The sequence below is a fragment of the Bacteroidota bacterium genome (assembly GCA_016213405.1).
Taxonomy (GTDB): Bacteria; Bacteroidota; Bacteroidia; order Palsa-948; family Palsa-948; genus Palsa-948.
Genome location: JACRAM010000014.1, coordinates 1 through 18,752, shown reverse-complemented (window position 1 = coordinate 18,752; position 18,752 = coordinate 1). Strand labels below are relative to the sequence as shown.

Below are 18,752 nucleotides of genomic sequence, written 5' to 3'. Positions count from 1 at the left end.
ACATTTTTACCGCAGAGTTCGCTGAGGTTTTACGCAGAGAACCGCTGAGAATACAAGATTGCATTTTCTCTGCGGCTCTCCGCGTGTTGTTTTCTCTGTGTTCTCTGCGGTTAATTGCTTTTCTGCGTAACATCAGTTAATAATAAACCTCAATGCCATGGTACTAAACAGGTTTATCTTTTTAGTGAACTGGTTTCCAAATTCAGTAAACAATTTTACCTTTTTACCAAACCGGTTTATCTTTTCAGTGAACGGGTTTGTCTTTTCAGTGAACCGGTTTACTTTTTTAGTGAAATAGTTTACTTATTTTCTAAAACAGATAATCCCTTTTCTGTCACAAATAATCCTTTTTCTGTCACAAATAATCCTTTTTCTGTCACGGATAATCCTTTTTTTGTCACGGATAATCCTTTTTCTGTCACGGATAATCCCTTTTCTGTAACAAATAATCCATTATCTGAAACAAATAACCCTTTATCTGTCACGGATAATCCTTTTTCTGTAACAGATAATCCTTTATCTGAAAATCCGCATACAAAATATGACGCTTGTCAGGTTTTGTAATAAATAATAAATGTTTTTTTATAACACAAAACGTAATCGGTGTAATCTCTTTTTTTCGAAAATCGGTGTAATCCCTGTATAGCATTCGATGAATTCAAAAGACAACCTCCCCAAAAACCTTTATCCCGTAGGAAATAATTCCAACGGGATTTATCTCGGTTTCGATATAGGTTCTATTTCATTAAACACAGTAATCATTGACAAGAAAGAAAACATCAAGACGCGTTTCGGTCTTGATGCTGACCAAAGCGTCAGCATTCTTGAAAATTATTACGACCTCTGTCACGGGCAGCCATTTTTGATGCTCCGGAAAAGGTTGACAGACCTTTTGTCGAGATACGAAACGGAACAATTCCAACTTATCGCTATCACCGGAACGGGCGGAAAACTGGCTGCTGAACTTATTGGCGGGCAATTCATCAACGAGATTATCGCGCAATCAAAATCTGTTTCCAGACTTTTTCCCGAAGCCAAAACAATTATTGAAATGGGCGGAGAAGATTCCAAACTCATCTTTATGGATAAAGGAGCGGAAGCCGAATTTTCTTCTCTCGCAGATTTCACCATGAACAGCATTTGCGCGGCAGGCACGGGTTCTTTTCTCGATCAGCAGGCAAAACGGATTGGTGTTTCTATTGAAAAAGAATTTGGCGAGCTGGCTCTTAAATCCATCAAGCCACCGCACATAGCAGGGCGTTGCAGTGTTTTTGCCAAGAGTGATATGATTCATCTTCAGCAAATCGCCACGCCTGTTCATGATATTGTTGCCGGATTATGTTTTGCGGTTGCCAGAAATTTCAAAAGCAACCTGGCAAAAGGAAAAGACCTTGCTACGCCTATTGTTTTTCAGGGCGGAGTGGCTGCCAATGCCGGAGTGGTTCATGCGTTTAAAGAAATTCTTAAACTAAAAGAAGGTGAACTTATCATTCCTGAACATCATGCTTCGATGGGCGCGCTTGGAGCAATTTTTTATGTGATGGAATCTCCCGATGGAACAGTTCCTTTTAAAGGCATCAGCGATCTGGAAAGTTACCTGATGCAATCCAATGGCAACAGCACCGGGCTTCCTGTGTTGAAAGAATCTGCCGCAACACTTGACAAATCAGTTTCATTCAACTTAAACGGACAATCCAATTATCCTGTCTATCTGGGAATTGATGTGGGCTCGCTCAGCACCAATGTTGTTTTGATAGATGATGATAATAAAGTTGTTGCAAGAAGATATTTGCCTACGGCAAGTCGTCCGCTCGAAGCGATTAAAAAAGGATTGCAGGAAATTTATGAAGAAGTGGGAACAAGAGTGGTGATTAAAGCTGCGGGAACAACCGGTTCGGGGCGTTATCTCACAGGAGATTTTATCGGAGCGGATATTATTCAAAATGAAATCACCGCTCAGGCAACGGCTGCCATTGCGTATGACCCGACTGTAGATACTATTTTTGAAATTGGCGGTCAGGATTCTAAATTCATAAGCATCGAGAATGGAGTAGTGGTGGATTTTGAAATGAATAAAGTTTGCGCTGCCGGCACCGGTTCTTTTCTCGAAGAGCAGGCAGAAAAGTTAGATATTAATATTATTGAAGAGTTCGGAACTCTGGCATTGAATTCCGAAAAGCCGACTTCGCTGGGTTGCAGATGCACGGTTTTCATTGAATCTGATTTGAATGCGAACCAGCAGCGCGGAGAGAAAAACACAAACCTTGTTGGCGGACTGGCTTATTCCATTGTAAATAATTATTTACAAAAAGTGGTGGGCAGCAGAAAAGTAGGGGAGAAGATTTTTTTTCAGGGAGGTGTTGCAAATAATAAAGGAGTGGTTGCCGCTTTTGAACAAGTAACGGGAAAACCTATAATCATTCCGCCCAACTTTGATGTTACAGGAGCAATCGGCATGGCAATACTCGCCCGCGAAAAAGTTCAGGAAACCAATCAGACAAAATTCAAAGGGTTTGATGTGAGAAATGCTTCTTTCACGTTGGATAAATTTACCTGTAAGGATAAAGATTGTAAAGACCTCTGCGAAATAAGAATGGTGAAAGTAAAAGGGGAGAAGAAACCTTTTTGTTATGGCGGAAGATGTGAGAAATATGAAATGAGCGACCGGAAGAAACAAACGGATGACACGCCTAACCTGTTTGAAGAACGGGAAAGAATGTTGCTGGGCGATTATGATGAAGAGAAGAACAAAGGCGGCATTTCCATTGGCATTCCGAGAGAATTGGTTTTGTATTATCAGGAATTTCCTTTCTGGAGAACCTTCTTTACTGAACTTGGTTTTCAGGTGGTTCTTTCAAAACATTCCGACCGTGCGCTGGTAACCAAATCGCTTGAAATAATTAATTCCGAAACTTGTTTGCCGATAGAAATAGTGCACGGACATATCTTAGACCTTCTGAATAAAAATGTGGACCATGTTTTTGTTCCTTTCGTTGTAAATGTAAAACCTGCCGCAGATAATCCTACTTCCAATTGCAATTGTCCCTGGATTCAAACTTATCCTTTCATGGTGCGCGCTGCGCTGGCATCTCATCCGAATAAAGATAAAATGCTTGTCCCTGCTCTTCATCCCCGTTTCTTCGACATGGTTTTTGTGAAAGACATGACTGACTTTATGAAGAAGCAATTCGGCACGGATAGCAAAGCAGTAAAGAAAGCATTGTATCTCGCTCAGGAAAAACAAACTGCTTTTGAAAAATCACTTACTGTTCGCGGCAGTGAAATCCTGAACAACCTTCCCACAGACAAAGAGGCAATGGTTATTTTAGGAAGAGCATACAATTCAGGCGACCCTGAACTTAATCTGCGGTTGGTGGAAAAGCTGATTAACCTGAATGTGCTTCCTATCCCGCTTGATTTTCTTCCCTTGAATGAAGAAAACATATTTGAAGATTTTCCGAATATGTATTGGCCCGGAGGAAGAAAAATACTTGCCGGTGCAAAGATAATTGCGAAAACTGAAAACATGTATGGAGTTTATACCAGCAATTTCCGTTGCGGTCCTGATTCTTTCCTTTCACATTTTGTTACTGAAACCCTGAAAGGCAAACCTTCCATTCAGATTGAGATTGATGAACATTCGGCTGATGCCGGATTAATTACACGGCTGGAAGCTTTCCTTGACAGCATCCGGAAAAAAGGAAGAAAAACTTCTAAGGTTAAAAGTAATATCTCTAAAAACTTTAAACAGGCGACTCCTACCAAAGACAGAGTATTGTATTGGCCCTATATGCACGATGGTTCTTACATAGCTGCGGCTGCTGCCCGAAGCTGCGGGATAGAATCTTATTCCCTGCCGGTTCAAACGAATGCTGACCTTGATATCGGAAGAAAATATACTTCATCCAAAGAATGTTTTCCGATGATCTGCACTACGGGTTCATTCATAAAGAAGTTGCAGGAACCGGGAGTTGATCCGAAGAAAGTAAGTTTCTTTATGCCCGACCACAATGGTCCGTGCCGATTTGGACAATACAATCAGTTGCAGAAAATTATTTTCGATCGTTTGAATCTGAAAGATGTGAAAATAGTTACTCCTTCCAACGATGGTTCTTATTCTGATATTACTCCGGGCAACGGCTCTAAGTTTCGGATGAACGCATGGAAGGGCTTTGTTGCTTTTGATATGATCCGCAAGCTTCAGCAGCAATACCGTCCGTATGAGAAAAGGAAAGGAGATACGGATAAAGTTTATCATGATTCACTGAACAGTATTGTAATAAATGTGGAGAACAATGCCAAAGGATTAGTAAAAGTTCTGGAAGAATGCGGGAAGAAGTTCAAAGCAATAGAAGTGTTGAACATTCCGCGCAAGCCGGTTGTATCTATTGTAGGAGAAATTTTTATGCGGGACAATCGTTTTTGCAGCGGAAACATTGTAAAAAGATTAGAAGCATTGGGAGCAGAAACGCTGATGGCTCCGTTCTCAGAATGGTTTGTTTATTCCACGTACCGTTATACCCGCGACAGCAAATGGAAAGGTGACTACATGGGAATTCTGAAATCGAAAATACAAGAGTATGCTCAGCACGCATCGTATAAAAAACTTTTTCATGCAGTGGAAGAACTGGTAGATGCTGAAAAAGATATTACGCTTGAAACCATGCTTGAATTAACCGCTCCGTATGTACATAAAGATTACGATGGCGACCCTGTTATGGCAATAGGCAGCGCTTCTGCTCTTACAAAGAAAGGCGTTTCAGGTATCTGCAATGTGTTGCCTTTTACCTGCATGCCCGGTAATTTGATTTGTTCCATTGCGGGCGTATTCCGAAAAGACCATAACAACATTCCCTGGGTGGATTATGCATATGATGGGCAGGAAGATGCTTCCATTGAAACCCGATTGCAGGCATTTATGTATCAGGTGAAAGAATATCAGCAAAGAGAAAACGGCAATGGTTTGGTTTCTGTTTTATCCGAAGAAAAGAACATGGAAAGAGTGGGGGTTTTGCAGGAATAAGGTTTTTCCCAGAATTAAAACCTGTTATAAGTTCTTCATGGAGGTGAAAAATTAAAAGGTTAAAACTTTGTCGCTGTCCACTACCCAGTTTGTGAGTTCTTCCATTGTGCTGATTTCTGCTCCTTCAATGAGGGGTACATTTTTGAGTCCGCGAGCTTCGGCACAACTTCCGCAGATTTTTACTTTGGCTTTTTTGGTGATGGCAAGTTTCAACATTCGCTCAATGTTGTAATAACCGTTGGGAGTTATTTGATTGGCTATTGCACAGTTGGCTGCGTCTGCCATCAGAAAAATTCTGACTTCAACTGTTTCATGGTCTTTGCCCAATTGGTTTGCTATACGCAAGGCGTTGTATGCTTTTTCATTTCCGTAGGACGGTTCATTAATTAAGATTAGGATTTTCATTGCTATTTATTATTATTGATTTTTTATTGCTTTTATTACAACAAATCCCCCTTTGTCAAAACCGATTTGTGGTTGTTCGATTTCATTATTGCTTTTTGTTGATTCTTGCCAATCGTCAGGAGTGCAACAAGCGCAAGGAGTATTTTCTTTAGTTTCATTTGTTAATGTTTGCCAGTATTGAAATTGTGTGAATCCGGTTTTTTTCAGAAGTGATGTTATTTCTTTAGTAGAATGAAAATGTGCCTCTTTATAAAACACATTAGTGAATTTTTTTAGCATATATATTTTCCCGAGTGTGCTATTCTTATTAATCAGTCCGATAATAATTTCTCCTTTAGGTTTCAAAATGCGGTAAACTTCTGAAAATGCTTTTGGAATATCAGGTAGAAAACAAACGGTTGTTGTCATCAGTGCAAAATCGTAGGATTCATTTTCTATCGGCAATTTTTCGGCAACAGCTTTTAAAACATTTATTCCCTTTTGTTCTGCAAATTGGAGCATATTTTGAGATGGTTCTACTCCGAATTTTATGTTTAATAGTTGTGCAAATCTGCCCGTGCCAACTCCTATTTCAATTCCAATTTTATTTTTCGGAATGGCTTTTCTCAATGCAAGAATTTCGGATTGATATTGGCTTGCGTGTTGTTCAAACCAGTTATCATATTCCAGTGTGTATTGGTCAAATGCTGATATGTTTTTTTCGACAATCATTTACTTATCGGAATAACCTTTATCAATCCAATCAGTTTTTAAATTATGAGAAAGATTCAAAAGTTTGTGATTTGTAAATTTCATTTCATTGAGCAATTGAAAAGCGGGCCGAATGTTTGGACAGTGTTCAAACGGACAGCAACCGCAATAAATAACAATGTCTGCGTCTTTGGGGAGTTTTGTTAATTCTTTTTTCAGATTTTCAATTCCTTCTTTTGCATTTGCTGCTCCTATTTCTTTTGAGCCTTTTATTCCACCGCCAAAACCGATGCTCAAAAGAATGGGCTTCTTAACTATTTGCATCATTCAGGATTTTAGCAAGGTCGGCAGGGTTTATCAATTGTTTTTCTGTCCAAGATTCATTTCCATTTTGAAAAGGGAATTTAGTAAATGCGAAAGCAATGATTGTTATTGCAAATAGAATAATGAATGAGTTTTTTTTATTTTTCATTTTTGAAATTGCTTTTTAATTCATATTAAATCCTAAAAATGCACTTGAAATAAGAACAATGATTGCAAACACGAGGCATATTTCGCAGAGTTTTTTTCTGCGCTTGCGGAGTTTGAAAAAATTTGCTTCAATAGTAACATCAGGTAATACATTTTTGGTAAATCCGCTGAACATCTTTTTAATTTCGGGATTGATTTTGTAAAATATGATAATCATAATGGCGAGCATTCCAAACACAAAAACAAGTTTTATTAATCCCGCTGTCATTGCAATAGTTGAAACTTCTTTGAAAGCTCCGTGAAAAAAATAATAATTCAACGGCATTCCGAAACCTGTAATGAATAATGTGGTGATGAAAAAAATACAGTAGGGTGCGTTGCCCTGCAAAGTGTCTTCCACTACTTTATCCAGTTCATAAAATAGTTTAGCACCGTATTGACTTCTGCTGTTGACAAGATTTCGGTTGTAAAATGGCGCTGCTGCACATCCGACCAATGCAATATTGTGCAGCGCCAATAATAGCGAATGAATGAGTTGTTCCATTGTGATATTTTTTTATAAAATGTGTAAGGATTTCATATTATTCTTTCATTAATGTCCGGCAACCAGTAGTATCATTACGGTCATCATCGCCACCATCATTACTCCCATTGCAATGCCCATTCCTTTCATCATTTTCTTTTTATCTTTCTTTTGTTCATCGTGTTGGTGGTTCATATCTACCATTCCGTGCATGGGGCACATCATCATATCCATTTTATGTTCTGATGAAGAAGATTTTTTTTGAATTAACTCCATTCCGCATTTAGGACATTTGCCCGGTTTGCTGGATTGTATTTCAGGGTGCATGGAACAGGTGTAAATAATGGTGTCTTGCTTTGTGGAATCGCTGACATTTTTATTTTGCCCCATTGCAGGAACTGCCGCAAACATGAAAATTGTTAATACGGGCATTAGTAATATCCGGTTTTTCCTTTTCATGATAGTATTATTTATCAGTTCAGCAATCATTTCCATTTAGTGCGTGGGATGGTGGATGTGCTGCTGATGCAAAGAAGTGATCATTGCCGTGCAATCGTTACCGTTAATAGTGCAATCCATTGTTGAATTGTTTTCGTTCATCATGCCACCACCATTCATCATGCCTCCGCCAGAACTCATGCTGCTGTGGCAGGTGTTATAATTGTCCATCATCATGGAATCTTGATGATGATACATGCTGTCGCAGTAGTGCATCATGGCAATGCAATGAGTGGAATCTACCATGAAATGATTGTACCAATAGTTCAGTGAATCATTATCCGTCTTTGCATTGGTGTATGCTGTACGCATTCCTGCAATGGCGGCAGTAACATCTGTTGAATCTGTTGTTGCGACTTGTGTTTCTTTTGTGCAGGACGTAATAAGCAGGGCAAATGCGCTGCTTATCAGAATTGTTTTGATTTTCTTTTTCATAGTGTTTGTTTTTTATTGTTAATTATTATTTTTCATTCATTAGAGAACCTGTATGTATCAAGCTTACATCTTTTTAAGAATTTCATGTTGGTTTTTTAGATTTGCCATAAGCACTTCCCGCATAATATGGCAAGCAGTGGATACTTTTTTTGAGGAGAGTTTATAATAATTATTCAACCCTTCTTTTCGTTGAATTAAAATTCCTTTGCTGGTCATGGAAGATAGATGTTGAGAAAGATTGGATTTTGCTCCGCCAATTATTTTAAGCAGTTCTCCAAACGACATTTCTTTGTTTTTAAGAATGTCAATAATTTCTATTCGTGTTGGATGTCCTAATGCCTTGCAGATATTAGCATGAAGCGAGTAAATTTTTTTATCTTTCATTGGTCCGTATGTTTAATAGTTCGCAAATATACGAACTATTACATTGTTGACAACAGGATGGGGGGATTATTTTGGCATATCCTTCATTGACAGGTTCCTGCCAAGGAAGAGTTAATGCTAAAGACCGTAAACTTCTTTGTAGAAGTGTTTTTACTTAACCAGAGAAATATTTCCCTTTTTCGAAATCTTGATTCCATCCACAATCTCCACGTCAAGATAGTAAGCGTACACTTCGGTATCACCCTTGTTGGTTTCTTTCAGTAAACTCGAGTTGTACACACCGCCCCATTTAAATGCAGAGTCATTTGTTTCATATACTTTTTCTCCCCATCGGTTGTAAATCACCAGATGTAATGTTTTGATGCATTCGGGAATGCCGTAATAAATCTGCAATGAATCATTTTCTCCGTCTACATTTGGTGAAAAAGCATTTGGCAAATAAAGAGTTCCGGCTTTAGAGCAGAGTTCAACAAAAACAGTAACACAGGCAGTATCCTGACAGCCATTTGCATCGTAAACTGTAACGCAGTAAATAGTTGTAGCCACGGGAGAAACTGTAATGTTTGCTCCTGTCATGCTGTTATCCCACACATAAGTTGTTCCACCGCCCGCAGTAAGATTGGTGCTTTGCCCCTGCGTGATAGTGATGTTCGGGCTTGTTGTAGCTGTCGGATTAGGATTTACTGTGAGATTTGTTGAAGCAGTATCAGTGCAAGTGCCTGCATAAGCAATGACAGAATAAGTTCCTGCAGTTGTCGGATTGATAACGCTGGTTGTTTCTCCTGTGCTCCAGAAATAAGTTTGTCCGCCCGAAGCAGTGATGGTAGCCGCACTTCCCTGACAAATGCCGATGCCAGAAATAGTTGCCGTTGGTGATGAAATGACACTCACCGTAATAGTTGCCGTATCGCTACATGTTCCGTTGCTTGCTATAACTGTATAAGAGGTTGTTGCGTTAGGAAAAACAATAATGGATATTCCTGTTGCACCACTGTTCCATGCGTATGTATTTCCTCCTGATGCAGTAAGAGTGGTACTATCTCCCGAACAAATTGATGGTGATGTTGCTGTAACCGATGCCGAAGGAGCGGGAGAAACATTCACCGTGGCGGTTGCTGTATCAGAACAGCTCCCCGCAGAAACAATCACGGAATAATTTCCTGCCGTTGAAACATTGATGGAAGAAGTAGTTTGTCCGCTTGGAATCCATGAATAATTTACTCCGCCCGAAGCGGTGAGTGTAGTAATTTGTCCTGCACAAATAGTAGTGTTGCCCGCAATCGCAGCAGTTGGAGGAGGAAGAACAGAAACGGTAACAGTATCCGTATCGCTGCAAATGCCGGTGGAAGAAACAACGGTATAAGTGGATGTGACAGTCGGAGTAATTGTAATGCTTGTTGTTGTTGAACCTGTGCTCCACGAATAAATATTTCCGCCTGATGCAGTGAGCGTGGTGGCATCTCCTGAGCAGAGCAAAGTGTTTCCTGAAACAGAAACGGTTGGAGTAGGGGAGACATTTACAGTAATGCTTGTTGTATCAGCACAAGTACCTGAAGAAACAATTACGGAATAAGTTGCAGTTGCGGTTGGAGTAATTGTAATAACATTTGTTGTGGAGTTATTTGTCCACGAATAAGTTGAGCCGCCTGCTGCGGTGAGCGTTGTATTGCTGCCGCTGCAAATGTTAGCATTTCCTGTTATGGAAGCTGTGATGCTTGAACTTACTGTAACAATTACTGAAACAGTATCAGCGCAGGTTCCCGATGAAGCAATTACTGAATAGGAAGAAGTGGAAGTTGGAGAAACAGTAATGGAAGAAGTGGTGGCTCCGGTTGACCACGAATAATTATTTCCTCCCGATGCACTGAGCAAAGCATTTCCACCGGGACAAATGGTGGTGGCTCCCGTAACAGTTGCCGTGATATTGTTTGTAATGGTAATAGAGATGCTGGTAGTATCAACACAAGTGCCCGATGATGCAATAACGGAATAAGTTGTGTTGCTGGTTGGAGAAACGGTTATTGCCGATGTGGTAGCGGTGGTGCTCCAGGAATAACTGCTTCCTCCCGATGCAGTGAGAGTAGTGGTGCTTCCCGGACAAATAGTTGTGTTGCCTGAAATAGATGCAGTGATTGCGCTTGTTACATTCACCGTAACGCTTGCGGTATCGGCACAACTTCCGCTTCCGACAAAAACTGAATACGTTGTGGTAGTTGTTGGAGAAATATTTATTGCTCCTGTTGTTGCTCCTGTTGTCCAGGAATAATTTCCTCCGCCCGAAGCGGTGAGTGTTGTATTTCCTCCTGAACAAATAGTTGTATTTCCTGAAATGCTTGCCGTAACGGATGAATTCACCGTAACGATAACCGTATCATTCGTGTTTCCGCAGGAAGAAGTAACCGTCACAACATACGTGGTTGTTGAAACAGGAGTTGCCACAGGGTTTGAAATATTCGGATTGCTCAGCCCGGCAACAGGTGACCATGCATATCCTGTTCCGCCTGATGCGCTGAGTGTTGTACTGGATCCATTACACATGGTGACATCCGGCCCGACAGAAACAACTGGAGATGAAACAACAGATACAATCACCGGCTGATGGTAGGTGCCAGGACATGTGCCTACATAATATGTATAAGTGCCGACAGCAAGCACAGTTGTTGTGTAGGTGGTTCCGGTTCCTAAATTATTTCCTGCAACTAATTGATCATACCATATGATGGTAGTTCCGCCCGGAACTGTTCCGCTCAGTGTTGCAGTAAGCGTAGCAGCTTGTCCAGCACATATTGTAACATTTGGAGAATTGATAATGAAATTTGTTACGCTTGCATTATTTGTTCCCGCTCCTCCTTTGGTTGCTCCGTTGGGAATAAATTCTGTGAGTCCGTTAGAATTTGTCGTGCCATTTGCTCCGCCATTTGAAGTTCTTATTGGTGCGCCAGTTGAAATTGCAATATAACCACCACCACCACCACCACCAGGTCCTTCAGCTTCCCAAACATTCCCACCGTTTGAAAAATAAAAACCTCCTTTGACGATAATCTGATTGCCTCCTGTTCCTCCGTTTGCAGAGATTGATATTCCGGAAATAGTTCCAACGGAATTTACAACGATTGTTCCGCCTGCTCCGGCACCCCCGGCACCATCTCTTCCTGCAAAACTGCTTGAAGCAGGAGTTCCAGTACTATTCACACCGTTATTTCCGTTGGAAAGAAGTTGTCCGGCACCTGAAACAGTTCCATAGCTCATGATGTAAAGAAGAGCGCCACCATTGCCACCGGCTCCTCCCTCGTTATCACTCTGTTCGCCAGAGCCACCGCCACCACCAAGAAATAATTTTCCGGTAGAATAGTCCAGCGGTCTTCCTCCGCAGCCGCCCCATGACCTTCTGCTGTCTCCTCCCCAAGATGCATTGTTAGGTCCAGTTGTAGTGGCATTCTGGTTGCAGCTTCCGCAATTTCCGTTAAAACCATAACCGCCTTGTCCGCCACCAGAAGAAGTCTGAGCGGAAAAACCGGCATACTGAAGATTCCATGCCAGATTCCAATTTGGTCCTGAATTATCAGGATTGCCATGTCCGTTCCAAAGAGAGGTATCACCTGCATTTGCACCTCCACCTCCACCGCAGTCATGGTCATTTCCACCACCGCCACCATTTGCCGGAGCGCCTTTTCCATATTTTCCTCCATAAATATTATAATCACTTTGGTAACCTACTATACCTTCTCCTTTTTCTGCTCCAAAGCCAGGATCTTTATATGCGGCTTCATTGGCTCCGAAAGTTGACTGGTTTTCAAGCAATGCTCCGCCTCTGAATCCTTTTCCTATTATATCAATAATGCCACCTGCGTTTATTGTTGTATTATTTTCAACTTCTATGGCACAAATTCCCCCTATGGTTCCGTTCCATGCATCGCAGGTTATAGAACCCCCATTGTTAATCGTGAGAGAGGAGTAACGCGGAACACGAACTACAGCAACTCTTCCTGCTGAAGTGTAATTATTTGTAAGCGGGCAATCAAGTGTAATGCTTGTTCCGCTTGGAATGCTGTACACTTCAGCAAATTCCCAGTTGCCGCAATTGCCATAATTGGAAATAATTCCCCAACTGCTGTCTCTGGGCCAGGCAAAAGGATCCCATTGATTAGAATCCCTGGCGCTAATTGTAGATCCCTGAATTTGAATAATCATTATTAAATCTCCGGGGGCAAGATTACCGGAAAATCTTCCGTTAGTGTTTAATGTACTGTTCGCTACTGTGATGGTGGTTGCGCCCGCTGCTGCGTTTGCGGTGAGAGAAGTGTATTCATTCACAACCGTATTGGTAGTAATGGCAGGGGGTGTTCCATTCTTGCCGCGCTGTGCAAATACTGTATTGCTCCAAAAGAGAGTAGAAAAAAAGATGAGCAGGAAAAGAAATAAGCGGATAGACTTCATGGGGATAAATTTCATTGGCAAAATAACAAATAATTTTTGAAGAATTGAAATTCAGTTTTACAACTGACTTATAGATGCAAAAAGCAGACAAAAAGTTGCAGCAGTAAGTTGAAAAATATCCCAGCGTTTTCAGCATTGACCGGTGACCTGAGCCTTTGCAAAAAGTTTTGTTGTATATTTGAAATGCAGTTTTCCGTTTTCGGCTGAACGCTACATCGGGCAGCGGCAAATCTTTAAATTAATGCAAACAACAAAAAATATATTACTCGTACGACCCTCTAACTTTGTTTTCAATACCGAGACGGCAGCATCAAACGCTTTTCAGATTAATGTGAATGACAGCGAAGTTGCTGTGAAACAAAAAGTGTTGGCTGAATTTGAAGCCTTTGCAGCAACGCTTAAAACAAAAGGGGTAAATGTTTTTATTTTTGACGATACACCTGTTCCTCAGAAACCCGATGCGATTTTTCCGAACAACTGGGTAACATTTCACAATGATGGAACTGTTATTCTTTATCCCATGTGTGCGCAGAACAGGCAATATGAAAGACGTCCGGATATTATTGATAAATTAAGACAAAACTTCACAATAAATAAGGTTGTTGACCTTTCTCATTACGAAAAAGAAAAAAGATTTTTAGAAGGAACGGGCAGCATTGTTTTTGACCACAGCAATACAATCGCCTATACTTGTTTGTCTCCACGCACAGACAAAGAACTTTTTATTAAGGTTTGCGATGTCTTGCATTACAACCCTGTTTTTTTTCATGCACATGATAAAGGCGGAAAAGAAATTTATCATACCAATGTAATGATGTGCATTGGTGAAAAATTTGCTGTCGTTTGCTTAGACAGCATCACAGACAATAAAGAAAAGAAACTTGTTACTCAATCCCTCACAAAAACAGGACGCCAGTTGATTGACATCTCGTTTGAACAGATGAACAACTTTGCCGGCAACCTGCTTGAAATTCAGACCAACGGGAATAAAAACATTGTAGCGTTATCTCAAACTGCATTTGACAGTTTGAAGTCAGAACAGAAAAGCGAGATTGAAAAGTTTTGCGAACTGGTGCCTCTTTCCATAAAGACAATTGAAACTATAGGAGGAGGAAGTGCAAGATGCATGATTGCAGAAATATTCAGCCCATCCTAAACCCCGTAGGAAATAATTCCAACGGGGTAAATCCTTCCCGAAGGGAAGGACTTGTAGAACTAAACTCCCCCTTCCCTTCGGGAAGGGGTTGGGGGATGGGTTTTTACTTCAAAAGTTTTTTCTTAGTGATGAAATCGCTGAGGATTTCTTCAAGATCGGGTTTGCCTATTTCCTGTAGATTGTAATCAACTTTTGTAGATGGTTTGTTTATTTTAATGAGCCGTTGCAAATCAATAGGCGTGGCAATCACCACAGAATCACAGTCGGTATTGTTTATTGTTTTTTCAAGGTCTTTAATTTGTTCTTCACCATAACCCATGGCAGGCAGCAAAGTGCCTATGTTGGGATAGGTTTTGAATGTGCCGGCAAGTTTTCCTACTACAAAAGGTCTGGGATCTACCAGTTCTTTTGCTCCGTATTTTTTAGCGGCAACAGTGCCGGCACCCAACTTCATTTCACCATGAGTTAGGGTAGGACCATCTTCCACAACCAAAACTCTTTTTCCTTTGATGACTTCCGGATGGTGCACAGTTAGCGGTGAAGCGGCATCTACAACAATTGCATTGGGATTCACCTTCGCAATGCTTTCTCTAACCGTCTGAATATTTTCGGGCGAAGCGCTGTCAATTTTATTAATGACCACTACATCGGCAAGGCGCAGTGTGGCTTCTCCGGGATAATAATTTAATTCATTGCCCGGGCGGTGCGGGTCGGTAACGGTAATCATCAGGTCGGGCTTAAAAAAAGCAAAGTCATTGTTTCCTCCATCCCAAAGGATAATATCGGCTTCTTTTTCCGCTTCGCGAAGAATGGCTTCATAATCCACGCCCGCATAAATCACATTGCCACGCGTCACATGCGGTTCGTATTCTTCCATTTCTTCAATGGTGCAATTATGTTTTTTAAGGTCAGCAACAGTGGCAAACCGCTGAACCTTTTGGGCAACAAGATTTCCATAGGGCATAGGATGGCGCACGGCAACCACTTTCAGTCCTTTTGCAAGTAATATTTCTGCAACACGCCTCGAGGTCTGGCTTTTGCCGCATCCGGTGCGAACAGCGCCAACGGCAACAATAGGCTTCTTGCTTTTCAACTGAGTTTTTTCAGGTCCCATCAGCATAAAATCAGCCCCTGCTGTGTTCACAATGGCGCTGGTGCTCATTACTTTCTGGTAGGGAACATCGCTGTAGGCAAACACGCAGATGTCCACATTGAATTTCTTGATCAGCTGAACGAGTTCATCTTCCGCATGAATGGGAATACCTTTCGGATATAGTTTTCCAGCCAGTTTTGCAGGATATTTTCTTCCGTCAATATCCGGAATCTGGGCGGCTGTAAAAGCCACCACATTGAATTCCTTGTTATCCCTGAAATACATGTTGAAGTTGTGGAAGTCTCTTCCTGCTGCTCCGAGGATCAATACATTTTTCTTTTTGGTTGCCATAAAACGAAGTGTATATTATTATTTTTCGGGCAAATATATTACTTTTTGTTACTGTTCGGGTTTTCCCCCTTTGAGGAGTCTGTCCCGAGCTTGTGGAGGGAGGGATTAAGGGGGGATTGTTTGGGCGCGTCCCAATGGAAACCACAAAGGGACTTTTAAAAACTATCCTTTTAGCAGCGGGTTTCGGGTCTTTTACAGCAGGTTTCGTGTCTTTTACAGTGAGTTTCGTGTCTTTTACAGTGAGTTTCGGGTCTTTTACAGCAGGTTTCGTGTGTTTAGCAGTGGAAGCCCCCTCCCTTCCTCCCCCATTAGGGGAGGAGAAAGGATTTTGGAAGAGTTCTACAAGGGATTTCCCATGAATTTTCAGGAATATAGGATGGTTTTGATGGTTCCCTTCGGACCTATGGTCGCAAGCTATGCTTGTGCTCAGGGTAAACTAGACATCTTTCATAATTCAAATAAGAAAAAAATATCTGCCACTAAATCACTAAAACACGAAAGAAACACTAAAAATTCTTTTGTGAAATTTTGTGTCTTTGTGTTTTTGTGGCATAAAATGAATTATGAAAGAAATCTACTGGCTCACCACAGGTTTAGTGGCATTGTATTTGGTAATTCTTACGCTGAATCAAAACAGAACAACCCCCTAACCCCCTTTGGTAAGGGGGAATAAAAAATAAAACATCATGAAACCAGAAAACAAAAATTACGGTTGCTCGCAGCAGGATTTGTACAGTGTGCTGAATACGCTGTGGGATAATTATCTTGAAGACCTTGCAGACTTTACGGCATACAAGCAAAGTTATACGGCTGCGAAAGCAACGGCAGCAAAACTTGCCATAAAAAATGCGAAGAAGATGCCTGATGACCAGGCGCGCGGGTCGGAGGCGGAACAGTTGCGGCTCGATGTGGCGGATGCGGCTGATGCGGTGATAGGAAATTTTTTGCAGACGAAGGGGTATATAAATGGTGTGTTTGCGGAGAAGAAGAGGAAGGCGAATTATGAAGAGGCGGGACAAAAGTATTACCGCGGGGCTACGGAGGATGATTGGGAGAGTGTGAGCGGAATGGGCGCGAGTTTGAATAAATATCTTACGGACAATCTGGCACTGCTGCAGGATGGGGGCAATAACATGCCTGTGGGATTTGAGGTGACGGTGGATGGTAATGTGGATGCGTTTGAATTGGTGTATGGTAAATTTAAAAGCGCGAGTGAGACAAGTGTTGCAACAGCGAAGAAGATAAAAGCGAATAATGCCTGCAAGACCACCGCAAGGGACATGGAGGATGACGGGCTGGTTATTTACAGAAAGAAACCTGAATATGCGGAGCGTTATATTTTTGACAGGATACTTGCTATGATTAATCCGAAGGTGGCGGGCATGAAGGGGACTATATTAAATGGGAATACGAATGTGGGTGAGGAGGGTGTGGAGATAAAAATGCAACTTATGTCATTGGCGGATGCTGCGGTGAAGTCGAGCAAGGCGCCTATTGTTACGGTGAGCGATGCGGATGGGAATTATGAGCATACGGGTATTGAGAGCGGGACGTATACGGTTACGATTTCGAAAGTGGGTTTTGAGCCGTTCACGGAGGTGATTGTGATTAAGCCGGGGACGGTGAGTACGAGGGATTTTCCGTTGCAGCCGAAGTGAACAGCAGTAGGCAATAAGCAGTTGGCAGTTGGCAAAGAAAAGAAAAGGCGGGATGTTTTTTGTTCCGCCTTTTTGTTTGCCCCCTCCCTAACCCTCCCCCAGAGGGGAGGGGATTTTTATTGTGGGGATGGGATTGGAATTGGAAATTCCTTGACTCTCAGGTCGGGATTACACGACCAACATCCAAACAAAATCCCGACCAACGCAATACACAAATCCGAGACAGCGGGGGGGGGAACGGAATCAGTATATTTGCTCTATGCAAACGATTACGCTCGACCATCTCAGACATAATGGAATACAAAATATCCGTATTGATTTTCTTTTTAACAACGAACTGAATGAAATTGCAAAAACAATTCCTGCCAAATGGACAAGCACGCACAAGTGTTTTTATTTAGAGAATACACCGGAAAATATGCAGAAGATAGTTGCGGCTTTTAAGAACAAAGCATGGGTGGATAGTACACGATTGAAAGCAAGACAGGAACTTTTTCCGAAAACAATAAAGCAAAAGACAATTGCAGCACAAAAAAACTTCAGCAAGCTTTCGAAAGAAACATCTGAAAGAATAAATGAGTATAAAAGATATTTAAAGACCCTGCGCTATTCGGATAGAACGATTGAGAATTATGTGGATATGGTTTCTTCTTTTCTGGGCTTTGCTTCGCCCAAAACAATTGAAGAGATAACACTTGCAGATGTGGAGCGGTTCAACTATGAGCATATACTAAAGAACCATTACTCGGTGAGTTATCAACGTCAGGCAATAAGCGCATTGAAACTTTTTTATTCGCGCATTTCCGGAAAATCGCTGAACATTACTGAACTTGAACGACCTCAGAGGACTTACCGCCTCCCCACTGTGCTGAGTGCCGAGGAAGTGATGAATATTTTAAAATGCATTCCGAATTTAAAGCACAAAGCAATTATTGCCTGCATTTATTCTTCGGGCTTGCGCATTAGTGAACTGCTGAACATGCAGATAAAAGATATTGATGTGAACCGAATGCAAATAATGATCAGAAGAGCAAAAGGAAATAAGGATAGAGTGGTTGGCTTGTCAAAGATGTTCCTTATTATATTAAAGCGATATGCCGAAGCATACAAGCCCGTTGATTATTTATTTAACGGAGAAGATGGCGGAAAATATTCTGCCGAGAGCGTGCGGAATATTTTGCGAAGGGCTTGTGGGAAAGCAGGCATTAAGAAAAAAGTTACACCACATGTGTTAAGGCACAGTTATGCCACGCACATGCTTGAGAATGGAGTTGATTTAAGATACGTGCAGGAACTGCTTGGGCATAAGAAACCTGAAACAACTATGATTTATACGCATGTTACCAAGAAAAAACTAACGAGCATAAAAAGCCCACTGGATGTGATTGCGGAGGAACATATTTTTAATGAAAAACAACTCGACAAAGAGCAACAAATGTTACGCCTGTCCGCGGAAAAGAGCCGATAAACAGTATATTTGTTACGCCTATAACGAGTTACCGCCAATTGCAGCGGACAAAAAAAATTACGGACGCAAACAGACGCTTACGGACTTTTAGACGAGCTTACTAAATATTTTCGCGGGACAATTACTTTTCTTCTGACAGCTTTTCATTTGGTAATTTTTT

Annotated in this window: 15 protein-coding genes; 4 read left to right on the top strand and 11 right to left on the bottom strand. The window is 41.4% G+C overall.

Annotated features, from left to right (window positions below; all coding sequences use genetic code 11):
* Positions 1-299: 299 nt before the first annotated feature.
* A complete protein-coding gene (locus HY841_01955) occupies positions 300-485 on the bottom strand; it encodes a hypothetical protein (GenBank protein ID MBI4929497.1) in 186 nt (61 codons plus the stop codon).
* Positions 486-652: 167 nt separating this feature from the next.
* Between HY841_01955 and HY841_01950 the strand changes: the two genes are divergently transcribed.
* A complete protein-coding gene (locus HY841_01950; GenBank protein MBI4929496.1) occupies positions 653-5,023 on the top strand; it encodes a CoA activase in 4,371 nt (1,456 codons plus the stop codon).
* A gap of 51 nt (positions 5,024-5,074) precedes the next feature.
* Here the strand turns inward: HY841_01950 and HY841_01945 are convergent, their stop codons facing one another.
* From HY841_01945 to HY841_01905, 9 genes are all read right to left on the bottom strand, one after another.
* Complete coding sequence (locus tag HY841_01945) at positions 5,075-5,428, bottom strand: DsrE family protein (protein MBI4929495.1); 354 nt, start codon at positions 5,426-5,428, stop codon at positions 5,075-5,077.
* A gap of 12 nt (positions 5,429-5,440) precedes the next feature.
* Entirely contained in the window at positions 5,441-6,139 is a 699-nt protein-coding gene (locus HY841_01940) for a class I SAM-dependent methyltransferase (protein MBI4929494.1), read from the bottom strand.
* A complete protein-coding gene (locus tag HY841_01935; GenBank protein MBI4929493.1) occupies positions 6,140-6,445 on the bottom strand; it encodes a hypothetical protein in 306 nt (101 codons plus the stop codon). It lies immediately after the preceding gene.
* Positions 6,429-6,590, bottom strand: coding sequence for a hypothetical protein (locus tag HY841_01930; GenBank protein ID MBI4929492.1), 162 nt, complete (start codon positions 6,588-6,590; stop codon positions 6,429-6,431). The genes HY841_01935 and HY841_01930 overlap by 17 nt, the downstream gene beginning before the upstream one ends.
* A gap of 15 nt (positions 6,591-6,605) precedes the next feature.
* The gene (locus tag HY841_01925) at positions 6,606-7,133 is read right to left on the bottom strand and encodes a hypothetical protein (protein ID MBI4929491.1); all 528 of its coding nucleotides are present in this window, start codon (positions 7,131-7,133) and stop codon (positions 6,606-6,608) included.
* 48 nt (positions 7,134-7,181) lie between these two features.
* Positions 7,182-7,571 carry a hypothetical protein gene (locus tag HY841_01920; protein MBI4929490.1) on the bottom strand — a complete coding sequence of 130 codons (390 nt, stop codon included), beginning with the start codon at positions 7,569-7,571 and terminating at the stop codon, positions 7,182-7,184.
* A gap of 36 nt (positions 7,572-7,607) precedes the next feature.
* Positions 7,608-8,045: a hypothetical protein gene (locus HY841_01915; GenBank protein MBI4929489.1), complete on the bottom strand. Its 438-nt coding sequence runs from the start codon at positions 8,043-8,045 to the stop codon at positions 7,608-7,610.
* Between the two features lie 63 nt (positions 8,046-8,108).
* Positions 8,109-8,429, bottom strand: coding sequence for a winged helix-turn-helix transcriptional regulator (locus HY841_01910; GenBank protein MBI4929488.1), 321 nt, complete (start codon positions 8,427-8,429; stop codon positions 8,109-8,111).
* A 150-nt stretch (positions 8,430-8,579) separates the two neighbouring features.
* The gene (locus tag HY841_01905) at positions 8,580-12,866 is read right to left on the bottom strand and encodes a gliding motility-associated C-terminal domain-containing protein (GenBank protein MBI4929487.1); all 4,287 of its coding nucleotides are present in this window, start codon (positions 12,864-12,866) and stop codon (positions 8,580-8,582) included.
* A gap of 241 nt (positions 12,867-13,107) precedes the next feature.
* Between HY841_01905 and HY841_01900 the strand changes: the two genes are divergently transcribed.
* Complete coding sequence (locus tag HY841_01900; protein MBI4929486.1) at positions 13,108-14,022, top strand: amidinotransferase; 915 nt, start codon at positions 13,108-13,110, stop codon at positions 14,020-14,022.
* Between the two features lie 103 nt (positions 14,023-14,125).
* On the opposite strand, the gene HY841_01895 is transcribed toward HY841_01900, so the two are convergent.
* Positions 14,126-15,466, bottom strand: a complete 1,341-nt coding sequence (locus HY841_01895; protein ID MBI4929485.1) for a GTPase — start codon at positions 15,464-15,466, stop codon at positions 14,126-14,128.
* Between the two features lie 686 nt (positions 15,467-16,152).
* On the opposite strand from HY841_01895, the gene HY841_01890 reads away from it, so the two are divergent.
* Together HY841_01890 and HY841_01885 are read left to right on the top strand one after the other, a co-directional pair.
* A complete protein-coding gene (locus HY841_01890) occupies positions 16,153-17,124 on the top strand; it encodes a carboxypeptidase regulatory-like domain-containing protein (GenBank protein ID MBI4929484.1) in 972 nt (323 codons plus the stop codon).
* A gap of 259 nt (positions 17,125-17,383) precedes the next feature.
* A complete protein-coding gene (locus HY841_01885; GenBank protein MBI4929483.1) occupies positions 17,384-18,592 on the top strand; it encodes a tyrosine-type recombinase/integrase in 1,209 nt (402 codons plus the stop codon).
* Positions 18,593-18,752 lie beyond the last annotated feature (160 nt).

Bases quoted from the DNA above. Each gene is read 5' to 3' on its own strand.
- HY841_01950 (MBI4929496.1), top strand. From the start codon at position 653: ATGAATTCAAAAGACAACCTCCCCAAAAACCTTTATCCCGTAGGAAAT.
- HY841_01945 (MBI4929495.1), bottom strand. From the start codon at position 5,428: ATGAAAATCCTAATCTTAATTAATGAACCGTCCTACGGAAATGAAAAA.
- HY841_01940 (MBI4929494.1), bottom strand. From the start codon at position 6,139: ATGATTGTCGAAAAAAACATATCAGCATTTGACCAATACACACTGGAA.
- HY841_01935 (MBI4929493.1), bottom strand. From the start codon at position 6,445: ATGATGCAAATAGTTAAGAAGCCCATTCTTTTGAGCATCGGTTTTGGC.
- HY841_01930 (MBI4929492.1), bottom strand. From the start codon at position 6,590: ATGAAAAATAAAAAAAACTCATTCATTATTCTATTTGCAATAACAATC.
- HY841_01925 (MBI4929491.1), bottom strand. From the start codon at position 7,133: ATGGAACAACTCATTCATTCGCTATTATTGGCGCTGCACAATATTGCA.
- HY841_01920 (MBI4929490.1), bottom strand. From the start codon at position 7,571: ATGAAAAGGAAAAACCGGATATTACTAATGCCCGTATTAACAATTTTC.
- HY841_01915 (MBI4929489.1), bottom strand. From the start codon at position 8,045: ATGAAAAAGAAAATCAAAACAATTCTGATAAGCAGCGCATTTGCCCTG.
- HY841_01910 (MBI4929488.1), bottom strand. From the start codon at position 8,429: ATGAAAGATAAAAAAATTTACTCGCTTCATGCTAATATCTGCAAGGCA.
- HY841_01905 (MBI4929487.1), bottom strand. From the start codon at position 12,866: ATGAAGTCTATCCGCTTATTTCTTTTCCTGCTCATCTTTTTTTCTACT.
- HY841_01900 (MBI4929486.1), top strand. From the start codon at position 13,108: ATGCAAACAACAAAAAATATATTACTCGTACGACCCTCTAACTTTGTT.
- HY841_01895 (MBI4929485.1), bottom strand. From the start codon at position 15,466: ATGGCAACCAAAAAGAAAAATGTATTGATCCTCGGAGCAGCAGGAAGA.
- HY841_01890 (MBI4929484.1), top strand. From the start codon at position 16,153: ATGAAACCAGAAAACAAAAATTACGGTTGCTCGCAGCAGGATTTGTAC.
- HY841_01885 (MBI4929483.1), top strand. From the start codon at position 17,384: ATGCAAACGATTACGCTCGACCATCTCAGACATAATGGAATACAAAAT.